The organism is Mycobacterium sp. E2497, assembly GCF_001668695.1.
GTDB lineage: Bacteria > Actinomycetota > Actinomycetes > Mycobacteriales > Mycobacteriaceae > Mycobacterium.
Genome location: NZ_LZKD01000137.1, coordinates 39,781 through 54,203, shown reverse-complemented (window position 1 = coordinate 54,203; position 14,423 = coordinate 39,781). Strand labels below are relative to the sequence as shown.

14 protein-coding genes are annotated in these 14,423 nt (G+C 67.4%); 10 read left to right on the top strand and 4 right to left on the bottom strand.

The genetic code is table 11. From position 1 onward, the window contains the following. Positions 1-63: 63 nt before the first annotated feature. Genes A5713_RS28265 through A5713_RS11680 form a run of 5 tightly spaced genes read left to right on the top strand, consistent with a single transcriptional unit; the run spans position 64 to position 4,456 of the window. The gene (locus A5713_RS28265) at positions 64-228 is read left to right on the top strand and encodes a hypothetical protein (RefSeq protein ID WP_156751854.1); all 165 of its coding nucleotides are present in this window, start codon (positions 64-66) and stop codon (positions 226-228) included. Then, the gene (locus A5713_RS11695; RefSeq protein WP_068095630.1) at positions 225-1,301 is read left to right on the top strand and encodes an SDR family oxidoreductase; all 1,077 of its coding nucleotides are present in this window, start codon (positions 225-227) and stop codon (positions 1,299-1,301) included. The genes A5713_RS28265 and A5713_RS11695 overlap by 4 nt, the downstream gene beginning before the upstream one ends. A gap of 42 nt (positions 1,302-1,343) precedes the next feature. Next, positions 1,344-2,699 (top strand): wax ester/triacylglycerol synthase family O-acyltransferase, encoded by a 1,356-nt coding sequence (locus tag A5713_RS11690; RefSeq protein WP_068095628.1) that lies wholly within the window; start codon positions 1,344-1,346, stop codon positions 2,697-2,699. A gap of 4 nt (positions 2,700-2,703) precedes the next feature. Beyond that, on the top strand, positions 2,704-3,189 hold the full coding sequence (locus A5713_RS11685) for an NUDIX domain-containing protein (protein WP_068095624.1): 486 nt from the start codon (positions 2,704-2,706) through the stop codon (positions 3,187-3,189). Between the two features lie 40 nt (positions 3,190-3,229). Next, entirely contained in the window at positions 3,230-4,456 is a 1,227-nt protein-coding gene (locus tag A5713_RS11680; protein ID WP_068095622.1) for a cytochrome P450, read from the top strand. A gap of 32 nt (positions 4,457-4,488) precedes the next feature. On the opposite strand, the gene A5713_RS11675 is transcribed toward A5713_RS11680, so the two are convergent. Then, positions 4,489-4,857 carry a hypothetical protein gene (locus A5713_RS11675; RefSeq protein WP_068095621.1) on the bottom strand — a complete coding sequence of 123 codons (369 nt, stop codon included), beginning with the start codon at positions 4,855-4,857 and terminating at the stop codon, positions 4,489-4,491. Positions 4,858-4,988: 131 nt separating this feature from the next. Here A5713_RS11675 and A5713_RS11670 point away from each other — a divergent pair, with 131 nt between their 5' ends. Further along, complete coding sequence (locus tag A5713_RS11670) at positions 4,989-6,524, top strand: HNH endonuclease signature motif containing protein (RefSeq protein WP_068095617.1); 1,536 nt, start codon at positions 4,989-4,991, stop codon at positions 6,522-6,524. On the opposite strand, the gene A5713_RS11665 is transcribed toward A5713_RS11670, so the two are convergent. Then, the gene (locus A5713_RS11665) at positions 6,521-7,591 is read right to left on the bottom strand and encodes an ATP-dependent DNA ligase (RefSeq protein WP_068095614.1); all 1,071 of its coding nucleotides are present in this window, start codon (positions 7,589-7,591) and stop codon (positions 6,521-6,523) included. The two genes, A5713_RS11670 and A5713_RS11665, sit on opposite strands and share 4 nt — an antisense overlap. 26 nt (positions 7,592-7,617) lie before the next feature. On the opposite strand from A5713_RS11665, the gene ligD reads away from it, so the two are divergent. The 4 genes from ligD to A5713_RS11645 all read left to right on the top strand — a co-directional run bounded on the left by ligD (position 7,618) and on the right by A5713_RS11645 (position 12,311). Then, a complete protein-coding gene (ligD, locus tag A5713_RS11660) occupies positions 7,618-8,652 on the top strand; it encodes a non-homologous end-joining DNA ligase (protein ID WP_068095612.1) in 1,035 nt (344 codons plus the stop codon). A gap of 370 nt (positions 8,653-9,022) precedes the next feature. Further along, a complete protein-coding gene (locus A5713_RS28740) occupies positions 9,023-9,250 on the top strand; it encodes a hypothetical protein (RefSeq protein ID WP_068095610.1) in 228 nt (75 codons plus the stop codon). Positions 9,251-9,600: 350 nt separating this feature from the next. Next, positions 9,601-9,789 (top strand): hypothetical protein, encoded by a 189-nt coding sequence (locus A5713_RS28735; protein WP_067919261.1) that lies wholly within the window; start codon positions 9,601-9,603, stop codon positions 9,787-9,789. 479 nt (positions 9,790-10,268) lie between these two features. Next, positions 10,269-12,311 (top strand): glycoside hydrolase family 172 protein, encoded by a 2,043-nt coding sequence (locus tag A5713_RS11645; protein ID WP_068095608.1) that lies wholly within the window; start codon positions 10,269-10,271, stop codon positions 12,309-12,311. Here the strand turns inward: A5713_RS11645 and A5713_RS11640 are convergent. Together A5713_RS11640 and A5713_RS11635 are read right to left on the bottom strand one after the other, a co-directional pair. Then, positions 12,308-13,066: a rhomboid-like protein gene (locus tag A5713_RS11640; protein ID WP_067919265.1), complete on the bottom strand. Its 759-nt coding sequence runs from the start codon at positions 13,064-13,066 to the stop codon at positions 12,308-12,310. The genes A5713_RS11645 and A5713_RS11640 overlap by 4 nt on opposite strands. After that, positions 13,063-14,379, bottom strand: a complete 1,317-nt coding sequence (locus A5713_RS11635; RefSeq protein ID WP_068095606.1) for a diaminopimelate decarboxylase — start codon at positions 14,377-14,379, stop codon at positions 13,063-13,065. The genes A5713_RS11640 and A5713_RS11635 overlap by 4 nt, the downstream gene beginning before the upstream one ends. Between the last annotated feature and the right edge of the window lie 44 nt (positions 14,380-14,423).

Below are 14,423 nucleotides of genomic sequence, written 5' to 3'. Positions count from 1 at the left end.
TAACGCCGCCGGTAGCCGATAGCGTCTCTCTTCGACCGGCCCGTTAAAGCAGGGGAAAGAGCGATGAACGCCTTGCTCGATCTCATCGAGGAAAGACGCCACGTGCGCGTGCCGTTTGATCAGGCCGCACAGTGGAGTTTCCGTCTGAGGGTGCGCCGCGCGACCGTAGAACTTGCCCACCGCAACCACTTTGGCAACAAAACCACCGGGTCGGGAGTGCGGCGATGACCGTCTTGATGACCGGGTTTCCCGGCTTTCTCGGTAGCGCGTTGCTGCCGGGCATCCTCGGCCGCACCGGCGAGTCGGCCATCTGTCTGGTGCAGCCCAAGTTCGGCACGCTGGCACGGCGACGCGTGGACGAGCTGAGCGGTGCGGAACCGTTTCTCGATGGGAGGATCCGGCTGGTCGAGGGCGACATCACCCAACCCGGTCTCGGCGTTGCACCAGAGACCTTCGCCGAGGTCACCGAGGCGTGGCACCTGGCCGCCGTGTATGACTTGGCGGTGCCGCGCGACGTGGCGGTTCGGGTCAACCTCAATGGCACCCGAAACGTCCTGGACGCGCTCGAACGCTGTCGGAGCCTGACGCGGCTGCATTACTTCAGCACCTGCTACGTCAGCGGCCGTTACGCCGGCCCATTCAGCGAGGATGACCTCGAAGTCGGTGCGCCGTTCAACAACTACTACGAAGAGACCAAGCACCTCGCCGAGGCGGAGGTGCGTTGGCGTATGTCCGCGGGCATGCCTGCCACGATCTATCGCCCCTCAATTGTCGTCGGCGACAGCCGTACCGGGCAGACACAAAAATTCGACGGCCCCTACTTCGTCATGCAGTGGCTGCTGCGACAGCCTCGCTACGCGATCCTGCCGATGGTGGGTGATCCCGTGAAGACGCGCGTCAACGTGGTCCCGCGAGACTTCATCGTTGACGCCGTCGGATATCTGAGCGGCCTCTCCGTCTCGGAGGGGCGCACCTATCATCTGGCGGATCCGCGACCGCTTACAGTCGACGAGATGGCGGATACGCTGGCCCAGGCGACGGGTCGCGAACTGCTCAAGATCCGGCTGCCGCTGAAATTGACGAAAGCTGCACTGGCGCACGTTCCGGGGCTCTACCGCTTGATGCGCATCCCTCCCGAGGCGGTCGATTACTTCGCCCAGCCCACCTTCTACTTGACCGATCATTGTCGGGCCGATCTCGCCGGCAGCGGTATCGAGCCGCCCGCGTTCCGCAGCTATGTCGATCGACTCGTGGATTTCATGCGCAGTCATCCCGACATCGGCTCGGCGGCGATGTTCTGAAGAGCGCCGTCGCCCCGGCGCCGGTCGGGGTCTAATGGGTGGATGGACCTGATGATGCCCACAGACGCGATATTTCTGCTGGGGGAGTCGCGGGAACACCCCATGCACGTCGGTGGCTTGCAGTTGTTCGAGATGCCCGAAGGCGCCGGTCCCGGCTTCGTCCGGGACCTCTATGACCGCTTGGTCGCGCAGCAGGATTTTCAGCCCACCTTCCGCAAGCATCCGGCGACGTTCGTCGGCGGAATCGCGAACCTGGGCTGGTCCTACGACGATGACGTCGACGTCGACTACCACGTCCGGCGTTCGGCGGTGCCGTCGCCCGGTCGGATCCGTGAATTGCTGGAGCTGACGTCGCGCTGGCACAGCAGCCTGCTGGACCGGCACCGCCCCCTGTGGGAGACGCACATCATCGAGGGCCTCAAGGATGGCCGGTTCGCGATCTACACCAAGGTTCACCACGCCCTGATCGACGGCGTCTCCGCGCAGAAACTGATGCAGCGCGCGTTGTCGACCGACCCCGCCGAAACCGAGATTCGCGCGCCGTGGAGCCTGCCCAGAAGTAAGCGCAAGAACAGTCCGGTGAGCCCGTTGCGTTCCGCGGTGCGTGCGGCGGGATCGCTTGCGGCACTTGGCCCGTCGACGGTCTCGCTGGCCCGCGCGGCGCTGCTCGAGCAGCAGTTGACGTTGCCCTTCGGGGCCCCGCGCACCATGCTGAACGTCAAGATCGGCGGCGCGCGCCGCTGCGCGGCGCAGTCATGGTCGCTGGACCGCATCAAAGCCGTCAAGAAGGCGGCCGGGGTCACCGTCAACGACGTCGTCCTGGCGATGTGTTCGGGCGCCCTGCGCTACTACCTGCTCGAGCAGAACGCGCTGCCGGACACCCCGCTGATCGCGATGGTCCCGGTGAGCCTGCGCACCGAGGACGAGGCCGACGCCGGGGGCAACCTCGTCGGCGCCATCCTGTGCAACCTCGCCACCGATACCGACCATCCCGCGCAGCGACTGCAGGCCATCAGCGATTCGATGCGCCGCAACAAGACGGTGTTCTCGCAGCTGCCCCGCTTCCAGGCACTGGCGCTGTCCGCGGCCAACACGTCGGCGCTGGCTCTGGCGGCCGTCCCGGGCTGGGTGGCGTCCACGTCGCCGCCGTTCAACATCATCATCTCGAACGTGCCCGGGCCCACTCAGCCGATCTACTACGGGGGCGCCCGCCTCGACGGCAACTACCCGCTGTCCATCGCGCTGGACGGCCAGGCGCTGAACATCACCCTCGCCAACAACGCCGGCAATCTGGACTTCGGCCTGGTGGGATGCCGGCGGAGCGTGCCGCACCTGCAGCGACTGCTGACGCACCTGGAGTCGTCGCTCAAGGACCTGGAACGTTCGGTCGGGTCCTGAGCGGATGCCGAGACTCAGTGCGGGTGTGCTGTTGTACCGGACCCGCGACGGCGTCGTCGAGGTCCTGATCGCGCATCCGGGCGGCCCGTTCTGGGCGCGAAAAGACAACGGGGCCTGGTCGATTCCCAAAGGCGAGTACGCCGGCGGGGAGGATCCGTGGGTTGCCGCGCAACGCGAGTTCTTCGAAGAGCTCGGGCTTACGGTGCCGGATGGAACCCGGCTGGACCTCGGAGAACTCAAGCAGTCCGGCGGCAAGGTGGTCACCGCCTTCGCCGTCGGCGGCGACCTCGATGTGACCGACGCGCGCAGCAACACTTTCGAATTGGAGTGGCCGAAGGGGTCTGGCACGATGCGGGAGTTCCCGGAGGTCGACCGGGTGGGCTGGTTTCCGGTGGCGCAGGCGCGAGTCAAGCTGTTGAAGGGCCAGCTCGGGTTTCTGGACCGATTGATGGCGCATCCGGATTTGACGGGCTTACACGAAGGAACCTGACGTTGCGGCCGGGGCGTCGGCCGACGGGCAGAATGGCCGCATGACGACCGCGCCGACCGACTCCCAGGGGTTGTTGCTGCAGCTGCTGGACCCGGCCAACCGACCCGACCCGTATCGGCTCTGCGCGCAGTTTCGCGACGGCGGAGCCTTGCAGCTGCCCGACGCCACCCTCGCCGTGTTCTTGAGTTACCGAGACTGCGACGAGGTGTTGCGGCACCCGTTGTCGAGCAGCGACAACATCAACTCGACCGTCGCGAAGCGCCAGGCCGAGGCCGGGACGGCACCGCGCCGGCAGGGACCGCCGGGCTTCCTGTTCCTCGATCCGCCCGACCACACCCGCCTGCGCAGGCTGGTCAGCAAGGCGTTCGCGCCGAAGGTGGTGAGCGCGCTGGAGCCCGACATTCGTGCGCTGGTCGACGGGATGCTCGATCGGGTCGCCGAGAGGGGCCACTTCGAGGTCGTCGAGGATTTCGCCTACCCGCTGCCGGTGGCGGTGATCTGCCGGTTGCTCGGTGTGCCGCTGGACGACGAGCCGCAGTTCAGCCGTGCGTCGGCGTCGCTGGCTCAGGCGCTCGACCCGTTTTCGACGATCACCGGCGTGCCGGCGGAGATCGCGAACGAACGACAACAGGCCGGGGCCTGGTTGCGCGAATACTTCCACGGGCTGATCGACCGCCGCCGTTCACAACCTGGAGACGACCTGCTGTCGGGGCTGATCGCGGTGGAGGAGTCCGGCGATCAACTGAGCGAGGAGGAGATCGTCTCCACCTGCAACCTGCTCCTGATCGCCGGACACGAGACGACGGTGAACCTCATCGGGAATGCCATGCTGGCACTGCTGCGCGACCCCGTGCAGTGGGGCGCCCTGGGTGCCGACCCCGGTCGAGCGCCGGCGATCGTGGAAGAGACGCTGCGCTACGACCCGCCCGTGCAGTTAGTCGGCCGAATCGCTCTCGCGGACATGACGATTGGCGGGGTCGAGGTACCGGCGGGCGACGTGATGATGCTCCTGCTCGCCGCGGCCCATCGTGATCCCGCGGAATTCGAGCGGCCCGATGTGTTCGATCCGGACCGGAAGGGGTTGCGTCACTTGGGCTTCGGTCGGGGAGCCCACTACTGCCTGGGCGCGCCGCTGGCCCGGCTGGAGGCCGGCGTGGCGCTGTCGGCGGTGACGGCGCGATTCCCGGGTGCGCGGCTGGACGGTGAGCCGCAATACAAGGCCAACGTCACGCTGCGTGGGCTGTCGCGCCTGCAAGTCACGGTTTAGGTCAGCCGCGCTGTGCCTCAGCCGCGCTGTGCTCAGCCGCGCTCCCACGGCGGGCTTTCACCCATCTTCTTGTAGTACTTGGCCAGGTGGCTTTTGACCCGATCGACGTCCGTCTTCGGCAGGTCGATGCCGCCGCGCGCGCCGTCCATGATGGCGCCCGCGGCCATCACCCCGCGCGGTACCGCCTGAAGGTCGCCGCCGACGACGTCGGCGATCAGGAGCTTGTACGCCGTGAAGTTGTCCTTCTTGCCGTTGTCGTACCAGACGTGGGCATCGCGGTACTTCTCGTTCGGCTGCTCCTCGGCGCCGGCCCACTTGCGGACCCGCTTCTCGGCGGCGTCACCATCCCACTTGCGGTCGCGATCGGCCACCGGCAGGTCTTGAAACGCTGTTACTGACATGTCGTTCGCGTGCCCGCCGGCAGCGGGCGTTAAACGCGTCGGGACCGCGGGTTATGCACAGTTGGAAGTTTCTCCACAGCCTGGCGGTCGAGCGGTGCTCCGCGTCGCCGGCCGGGCCTACTATCGAAAGCATGTTCGATGTCAGGTTGCCGACGGTCGAGGAGCTGGCGCGCGCCGAGGATGCGGAACTGGCGGCCGCCATCGCCCAGTGCGCGCGGGTGGAGGCGGCGGCCTCGGCGCGCAGGCTGGCGGCCATCGCGGAGCTGGTGCACCGCCGGGCCGACGGGCCGACCAGCTCCGCCCACTGGTCCTGCGACAACTGGGATGCCATGGCAGCCGAAGTCGCCGCGGCGCAAAACATCAGCCACGCCATGGCTTCGGGGCAGATGTATCTGGCGGCGGCGTTGCGCAACCGGCTGCCTCGGGTCGCGGCTCTCTTTGGCGAGGGCATCATCAGCGCCCGCTTGGCGGCGACCATCGTGTGGCACACCGACCTCGTGAAGGACCCCGACACCCTGCGATTGATCGATACCACGCTGGCCGAAGACGCCGCGCGGTTCGGGCCGATGTCGGCCAGCAAGACCGCGCAGGCCGTCGACGTGGTGGTGGACCGATACGATCCCGGCGCCCTGCGGCGCACTCGCGCCGCGGGCCGCAGTCGTGACGTCGTCATCGACCAATCCGACGACGAGTCGGGCACCGCCGCCATGTGGGGCCGGCTCTATGCGCAGGATGCGGCCATGTTGGACCGGCGCCTGCTGCAGATGGCCGGGGAGGTGTGTGCAGACGATCCGCGCACCGTCGCGCAGCGGCGTGCCGACGCGCTGGGCGCCTTGGCCGCCGGTTCGGACCGGCTCGCCTGTGGTTGCGGCAACGCGGACTGCCCGGCCGGCGCCGAGACGGACGAGCGGGCGGCCGGCGTGGTGATCCACGTCGTCGCCGACGCGTCGACGCTGCAGGCCGACCCCGACCCGCACATGTCGGGAGAGCGGCGGTCGCGGCGCATCACCGACCAGACGACCCTGGCGGAGGCACTGGCCCCCGATCCCGAGCCCGACGTCCCCGATCCCCGGCCGCCCGCGCTGATTCCCGGCGGCGGCGTGATCTCGCCGGCGCAGGTCGCCGAGTTGATCCGTGGTGGGGCCAAAGTCCGGCCGGTGCGCCATCCCGCCATCGCAGAGGCCGAGCCGGGTTACCGCCCGTCGGCCGAGCTGGAGCGGTTCATCCGGTGCCGGGACATGACGTGCCGGTTCCCCGGTTGTGATCGACCCGCCGAGTTCACCGACATCGACCACACGGTGCCCTACCCGCTGGGCCCCACTCACGCGTCCAACCTCAAGTGCTTATGCAGGAAGCACCACCTGCTGAAGACTTTCTGGACGGGTTGGCGCGATCAGCAACGGCCGGACGGCACCGTGGTGTGGACGTCACCGACCGCTCGGACGTACACCACCCGTCCGGGCAGTCGGCTGTTGTTTCCCGCACTGTGCGCCCCGACGGGCGAATTGTCCAGTGTCCCAAGGAACTATCGTCCCCGCGGCGAACGCGGCGTCATGATGCCCACGCGCCGGCGGACCCGACGGCAAGACCGAGCCCGCCGCATCGATGCCGAGCGCGCGCTCAACGCCGCCCACATCGCCGAACGCAACCAGCCGCCGCCCTTCTAGCCCGGTCCGAGTCCGGGCACGATGTCACCCAAGCTGAAGGTGACCGGCTGCTCGAGTTGTTCGTATGTGCACGAGCGCGGGTCGCGGTCCGGCCGCCACCGGTTGAACTGCGCGGTGTGCCGAAAACGCCGGCCTTCCATATGGTCGTAGCGGACCTCGACCACGCGCTCGGGTCGCAGCGGCACAAACGAAAGATCCTTGCCCGCGTTCCAGCGTGAGTACTCGTTCTTGCGCGGCGTTCGTTCGCCGGCCTCGTGGGCGGCCCAGTTCCACGGGTGATCCTCGAAATCGGTTACCAGTGGCTGGAGTTCGGCGAACAGGCGCCGTCGCTCGGCCATCGGGAAGGCGCCGATGACGCCGACGGACGCCAGCTGTCCGTCGTCCTGGTAGAGCCCGAGCAGCAGCGAGCCGATCGAGTCGCCGCCGGACTTGTGCACGCGGTAGCCGGCCACCACGCAGTCTGCCGTCCGCTCATGCTTGATCTTGAACATGACCCGTTTGTCGGGCTGATAGGTGACGGTCAGCGGCTTGGCGATGACCCCGTCCAGGCCGGCACCCTCGAACTCGTCGAACCAGCGCCGCGCCAGGTCGATGTCGGTGGTGGCCGGCGTGACATGGATTGACGGGCCGGAGCCCCCTAGCGCCTCGACGAGGGCCGCGCGGCGCTCGCTGAACGGCCGCCGCGTGTAGTCGTCGTCGCCCAGGGCGAGCAGGTCGAACGCGATGAAGGACGCCGGCGTCGTCTCGGCGAGCATCCGCACGCGCGAGTCCGCCGGGTGGATGCGTTGTTGTAGCGCCTCGAAATCCAGACCGTTGCCGGTAGCGATGACGATCTCCCCGTCGATCACGCAACGCCCCGGCAGCTCCGCGCGGGCCGCGGCCACCAGCTCGGGAAAGTAGCGCGTCATGGGCCTTTCGTTGCGGCTGCCCAGCTCCACTTCGTCCCGGTCCCGGAAACAGATGGACCGGAACCCGTCCCATTTGGGCTCGTACGACGCGTCCGGCGGGATCGACCGCACCGATTTGGCCAGCATCGGCGACACCGGGGGCATGACAGGTAGGTCCATAGGCCGATTGTGCTGGAATCGTCGGTATGGCTGCTGCAGAAGAGCTCGACGTCGACGGTATTGCGGTGCGCCTGACCAACCCGGACAAGGTCTACTTCCCCAAGTTGGGCTCCAACGGCACCAAACGCAGACTCGTCGAGTACTACCGCGCCGTGGCTGCCGGACCGATGCTCGCCACGCTCCGCGACCGGCCGACCCATCTGCAGCGCTTCCCGGACGGCGTCGACGGCGAGGAGATCTACCAGAAACGCATCCCGCAGCACCATCCCGACTACCTGCAGACCTGCCGGGTGACCTTTCCCTCCGGACGCACCGCGGACGCGCTCAAGGTCACACACCCCTCGGCGATCGTCTGGGCGGCCCAGATGGGCACCATCACACTGCACCCCTGGCAGGTGCGGTGCCCCGACACCGACCATCCCGACGAGTTGCGCATCGACCTGGACCCGCAGCCCGGTGTCGCCTTCGAGCACGCGCGTACGGTCGCCGTCGACGTGTTGCGGCCGTTACTCGACGAGCTCGGTCTGGTGGGCTACCCCAAGACCTCAGGCGGCCGGGGGATCCACGTCTTCCTGCGGATCGCCACGGACTGGGACTTCATCGAGGTACGCCGCGCCGGTATCGCGCTGGCCCGCGAGGTGGAGCGCCGCGCGCCCGAGGCCGTCACCACGGCGTGGTGGAAAGAGCAGCGCGGCGAGCGCATCTTCATCGACTTCAATCAAAACGCCCGGGACCGCACGATGGCGTCGGCCTATTCGGTGCGGCCCACCCCGATCGCGACGGTGTCGACGCCGCTCACCTGGGACGAGCTGGCCGGCGCGGAACCAGACGACTACACCATTGCGTCCGTCCCCGGCCTCGTGAAGGGCCGCGAAGACCCGTGGGCAGCGATGGACGACGCGGCGCAGTCGATCGTGCCCCTGCTGGAGATGGCCGACGATGACGAGGCGCGCGGCCTGGGGGACATGCCGTATCCGCCGAACTACCCGAAAATGCCCGGCGAACCGAAACGCGTTCAACCCAGCCGGGATACAGACCTGAAGAAGGATGGCGGCCGCTGACCGGGCGGAGAATGTGTTGTGCCCCAGAAACGACCCCTCGAAGTCACCTGGCGAACCTGACGCTTCTGGGGCAACAACTTTCAGCACAACTCTACTGCTGACTGCCTGCGCTGGCGAGACCATCGGGCAGATTGAGGAGATTTCCTGCTGCCGCGACCAGCGTAGTACCCGGACCGCCGATATCCCGCGCCACAAGGTGCGACCGAGGACTGAACACCGGCCATCGGGAAGCCTTGAGGCACAAGTCACTTCGACGCGTCGGGGCCGTGCTGCGACGGTTGGCCGCCGCTACGGCGAGAGCGCAACGGCGGCCAACCGTACGTGAAACTGGTGACCCAACGCATGCATTGGGCTATGACCAGGCGGCCGGGTGACCGGCCGCCCTTGCGGCCAGTTCTACGGCGTGCAGCTGATTGAGGTGCCGGTGCTGGTGCACGAGATGGTGGGCAGCGTACATCCGGAGCTCGCCAATGCGGTGAAGCCCAGGACCACGCCGAGAACGACTTTGTACTTCAAACGAGACATGAACACTCCGTTCGCCGATGAAGAAATGTTTCGCCCGAGGGAAGTTATAGTACGTGAGTACAACGCGGAATGATGTGTGATTCAACAAATTTGAGGCGATCACGTCGACTGATTGACGGTATGACAGTCCTTTCAGTGAAACGTCGCAGGCTTGATTCCCTTGTGCCACAAGGCTGGAGGAGATTCGTCACAGTGACCGACGAGCCCGCGCGGACGCTCGAGCGCGCAGAGCAACGGAACGCCCGCCTATATACGGCAGGGCGACAACCAACAACCCGGTGCCCTGCCAATGCAGGAAAACGCTTGATTACCAAGCATCTTCACGAATTCACTGCAACAGCCCATCGGGTGCGCTGACTGGCACGCTTAGGCAAACTGCGGTGCCCCTCGGCAGGTCCAAGAACGGACCATGTCAAGTAGGGCGTGCCAGTAGCGCAACCCCCGAAGGCCGCCGGCCTGCCCTACGGCGAGCAGGTTATCCCGGTGGATGCAGTGCTGCAGTCGATGGTCAACGGGATCGTGCAACCAGAGCTGGCCAACGCGGTAGCGGCCAGGATCAGGCCGAGGGCAACCTTGTACTTCATGCGTGACATGAACCACTCCATCCGTTAGAGGGAAGATGTACGCCCGAGGTGAGCAATATTACGTGAGTGCAATGCGGAACATGATGGGATTCACCAAATTTCCGGTGAGCCACGCGGCAACAGTTTGAAAGCGGCGCGTAGCCCTCTGCTGAACCGTCCCACCTCGTGGGTTAAATCCGCGGCGGTAAGCGGGTTTTGGCGTATTGGCATTCATCTCGCGGCAAAAATCCACGCGGGCAACGGGTCTGACGGCAGGCGCATACGATCCGACCCGAATCTAAATGACGTTGCAACGTTCCAAGCATCTTCGCCAGAGCAGAGAAACGTACTATAGGTCTCGAAAATGATCACATCGGCGTCTTTCGGTATGCGCCACGGGCGCCGCGATCGAATTCGCCTTGGCTACCCCCAATAGCTTGAATGCATTTCGGGTGTGCCACGGCGCAGCGATCCGGAGTGAGATTCCAAATTCGGTCAACCCGACCGGGAAAAGTAAGCTTTGTCGCTGTGCAGGTCGCAACTCGTGCGTGGTGCGTGGTGTCGGCCTTGGCGCTGTCGGCAGCCGTCGGCGTCACCGCGGCGGCGCAAGCACCGGCCGAGCCGGTCGGCACCGGCGCCGGTGACCGGCTGACCGGCTGGGACACCTACCGCCGGCTCGATCTGTTGCCTTACTTGCGCAGCGACACCCAAGCCTTGCAGGTTTCGAGCTTTGATCGCAGCGGCGGCGATTTCGACCTCTCCACCGGAAATCGCAACGGCACGGGCGGGTGTTTGGCCGACGGCGGTGCCGGCTGCGTCATCGCGGAAGATCGCGGTGCCGGCGAGGTGGATTCGATCTGGCTCACCCGTGACGGTGGCAAGGTGACCAAGATCGGAAACATTCGCGTCGAACTGGACGGCCGCACGGTATTGGACGCTCCCCTGCAATCGGTCGTCAATGGCGCACTGGGTGCGCCGTTCGAATGGCCCCTGGTGGCCGACGCGACTCAGTCGCCGGGTGGAGTGTACGTCAAGGTGCCGATGCCCTACCGGCAGTCGATGCGCATCAGCGTGGCATCGAATCTCGAGTACTACCATGTCGATTACCGGCAATTCTCGACGCCGGAGGGCGTCACCACCTTCTCGCCCTCCGATCGCGCGCTCGACGTGCTCGCCACGCTGCGCGACGCGGGCACGGTCGATCCGAAGCCGGCCGGCCCCGCCGCCGCTCACGACAAGCGGACAGTCGCGCCTCCTGCCGGCGCAGGGGTGACGATCGCGGAAATGGCAGGCCCGGGCAGCGTTTCGGCGATACACCTGCAACTCCCCGAACCCACGGACCAACTCCTGAGCGGCCTACGGTTGCAGATGGAGTTCGATGGCCAGACCACCGTCGACTCCCCACTCGGCGAGTTCTTCGGCGCCGGACTGGGCGTCGACAGCGTGCGTTCGCTGATGTTCGCCGCGGTCTCCGATCCTGGCGGATCGTTGTCGTTGTACGCGTGGTGGCCGATGCCATTCGCCCACGACGCCCGCATCACCCTCGTGAACACCACCGACGACCAGGTAGGCGGGATCGAGAGCGACGTGACGATCGCCCCCGACGCCCGGTGGGCGTCCGCGCTGGCCGCCGGACGCGCCGGCTACTTCACCGCTCGCTCGCATGCCGCGCCGACGATCCCCGGCCAGGATTGGCTCTTCGCCGAAGAACGAGGCCACGGGAAATTCGTGGGTGTCAGCCACACCATTCGCGGCTTCCGGATCAAGACCGCGTTCAGCGATGCCGCCCCGTACTTTCTCGAAGGGGCCGAGCGCGTGTACACCGACGGTGCCGCGTCGCCCCAGTGGTATGGCACCGGGACCGAGGACCTCTACGAGGGCGGCTGGTATTTCAAGGACGGGACCCGCTTCAGCGACCCGCTCACCGGACAACCCGATCGGCGCACGGCCACCGGCGGCTGCGCGGACTACTGCGTCGCCGTCTATCGGCTCATGCTGGCCGACGCCATCGACTACCACTCCGCGATCCGCTTCGGCATCGAGCACGGAAAGCGGAACATGGTCCAACCCGACTACAGCTCAACCGCTTTCCTCTACGCCCAACCGAATGAGACTCTCGCGCCCGGCGACGACGTCCGCCCGGGTGATCCGGTCAGCCGGCTGCTGCACGGCTACGCCGACGCCGACGCATCGGACCGGTTGCTGATCAGCGAGTACGAGGGCGCCGAAGACACCCATCCGGTCATCGGGTCGGTCCGCGCCACCAGCGCCGCGATCACGTTCCACGTCGACACCGACCCGGGCAACCGCGGCATCCTGTTGCGCCGTACGTCGGATCAGGCCGACGGCTTCCAATCGGCGGACGTCGCCATCGACGGCGTCCCGGTCGGCACCTGGCTGCAGCCGCGCGCCAACGCTTTTCACCGCTGGCTCGACGACACCTACCTGTTGCCGCCTGCGGAAACTGCGGGCAAAGCGCAACTGACGGTCACCCTGACGCCTGCGCCCGACTCCCCGCCCTGGACGGCGAGCCGCTATGAGGTCGAAACACTGTCCGGTTCAACCGGCTAGACGGCGGCGGACCGCATCACCCGGGTGGCAAGGAGTGCCATCACCACGCCCGTCACACCGCCGACGGGGGCCACCAGCGACGACCACCCCGAGAGCACGAAATAGCCGAACGTGGCGCCGACGGCGAGCAACGCCGCGTGCGGGGGCGTCCACCGCGTGATCGACGGCAGCCGGAACGACAGGCCCATGCCCAGCAGCAGTGCCAGGACGTGACCGAACGCGGTGAAGTCCGCGTCGAAAGTCGCCACCATCGCGATGCCGAGCCACCACCCCACCCAGGCCGCCCGCCAGCGCAACGGGATCGACGCGGTCAAGGCGCCCAGCACGCATGCCGCGCCGTAGCTGATCCCCACGTCGGTGGCGCGCGCAACCGAGAACGGCAGCCAACCGGTCTCGACCGCGGCGACCAGCCCGACCGCGAGGATCAAGGTGGCGCCGATGTGGCCGACCGCGAAGGTGATCAGCAAACCCCGGCCGTGCCAGATGAGTTCGCCCAGCGCCAGCAAGCACACCAGCCCCGGCAACCAGAGATAGACGTCACCGCCGTCGCTGACGAATGCGCTCCCGACCAAGGTGCCCAGGTGGCCGTGCGCCAGGTTGTGCAGGTTGGTGCTCATCTCGCTGACGACCGTGGCGCGGGTGTGTGAACCCAGGGCCGTCAGGGTGACCGAGACGGCGAGCAGCAGGACGGTGTATGCCGCCGTGACCCGCAACCGGTCGGCGCGCAGCCGACCGGGGGTGTCGGATACCGTCATCGGCCGTTCCAGCCGCGGTCGCGGGCCAGGAGGTCGGCCACGGTTTCCCGGCGCACCAGCTCGCGGGACCGGCCGCCGGAGACCGCGACCAGCGGCGGGCGGCCCACCAGGCTGCGACTCGACTCCGTCGAGTGCTGATAGGCGCCGGTGCAGGCCACCGCCAGCAGGTCTCCGGGCCGGACGTCCGCGGGCAACTCGACGTCGCGGGCGATCTCATCGCCGTCGCCATGCCGGCCCACGACGGTGACGGGTGCGGTCGCGGTCGGCACGTGCCGATTGGCCAATCCCACCGTGTATTTCGTGTCGGGCCGCTCGGGGCTGTGAATGTCGCCGGTGCCGCCGTCCACCGCGACGAAGGTGTGCCCGCCCGGCTGGCGCTTGACGGCGATCACGCGGCACAGCATCATCCCGGCCCGCGCGGCGATAGCCCGGCCCGGTTCGATCACGATCGTCGGGCGCGGGAATTCGTGCTCCGCGCAGGCGGATTCCAGTGCAGCCCCGATGGTGGCCGCAAGCGAGCGGAGGTTTAGCTCCGGGTCACCGGAAAGGTAGGGGACCGCGTGTCCGCCGCCGAGGTTGAGTTCGGTGAGCACGACTTGATGGCGGTCGCGGACCTTGGCCATCACGCCGATCATCTGGCGGATCGCCTCACCGTAGTGCGAGGCGTCGGTGAGCTGTGACCCCAGCCGGCAGTGCAGCCCCACCAGGTTCAGCCACGGCTGGTCCAGGACGCGCCTGAGGGCGCCGGCAGCCTGGCCTCCCGACAGTGCGAACCCGAATTTCTGGTCGATGGCCCCCACATCGGGGATGACACCGACCAGGACACGCTGAGGCTGACGCACCCGGCAGGCGAGCAGCGAGACCTCGCTGGGGGTGTCGATGACGATCCGTCCGACGCCGGCGGCGACCGCGTCGTAGAGCTCGGCCGCGGTGATCACGCCGTCCAGGATGATCTGTGCCGGCGGGACGTCGGCGGCCAGCGCGGTGGCCAGCTCGCCGGCCGAGCACACATTCACGCCGGCCCCTTCGTCCGCGGCCCAGCGTGCGACGTCGACGCTCAACAGCGCCCTGCCCGCGTAGATCAGCTCGGCGTCGGGGAGCGTCGCGCGGTAGCAGCGGATGCGGGCCCGGAAGTCCTCCTCATCCACCACGTAGGTGGGGGTGCCGAACTCGGCGGCGATATCGTCGGCGGCCACGTCGCCCACGCACAGCCGGCCCCGGTCGTCGACGTAGGCGCTCAGCGGCCAGACCGCACGATCGAGGTGCGGGTTCAGCCCGTGCCTCAGCGATGGCAGCAGCTCGAAGAGCGTCATCCCTCCACGGTGCCGGTCGGATCGCCGGCGTGCCGCGCTCTTAA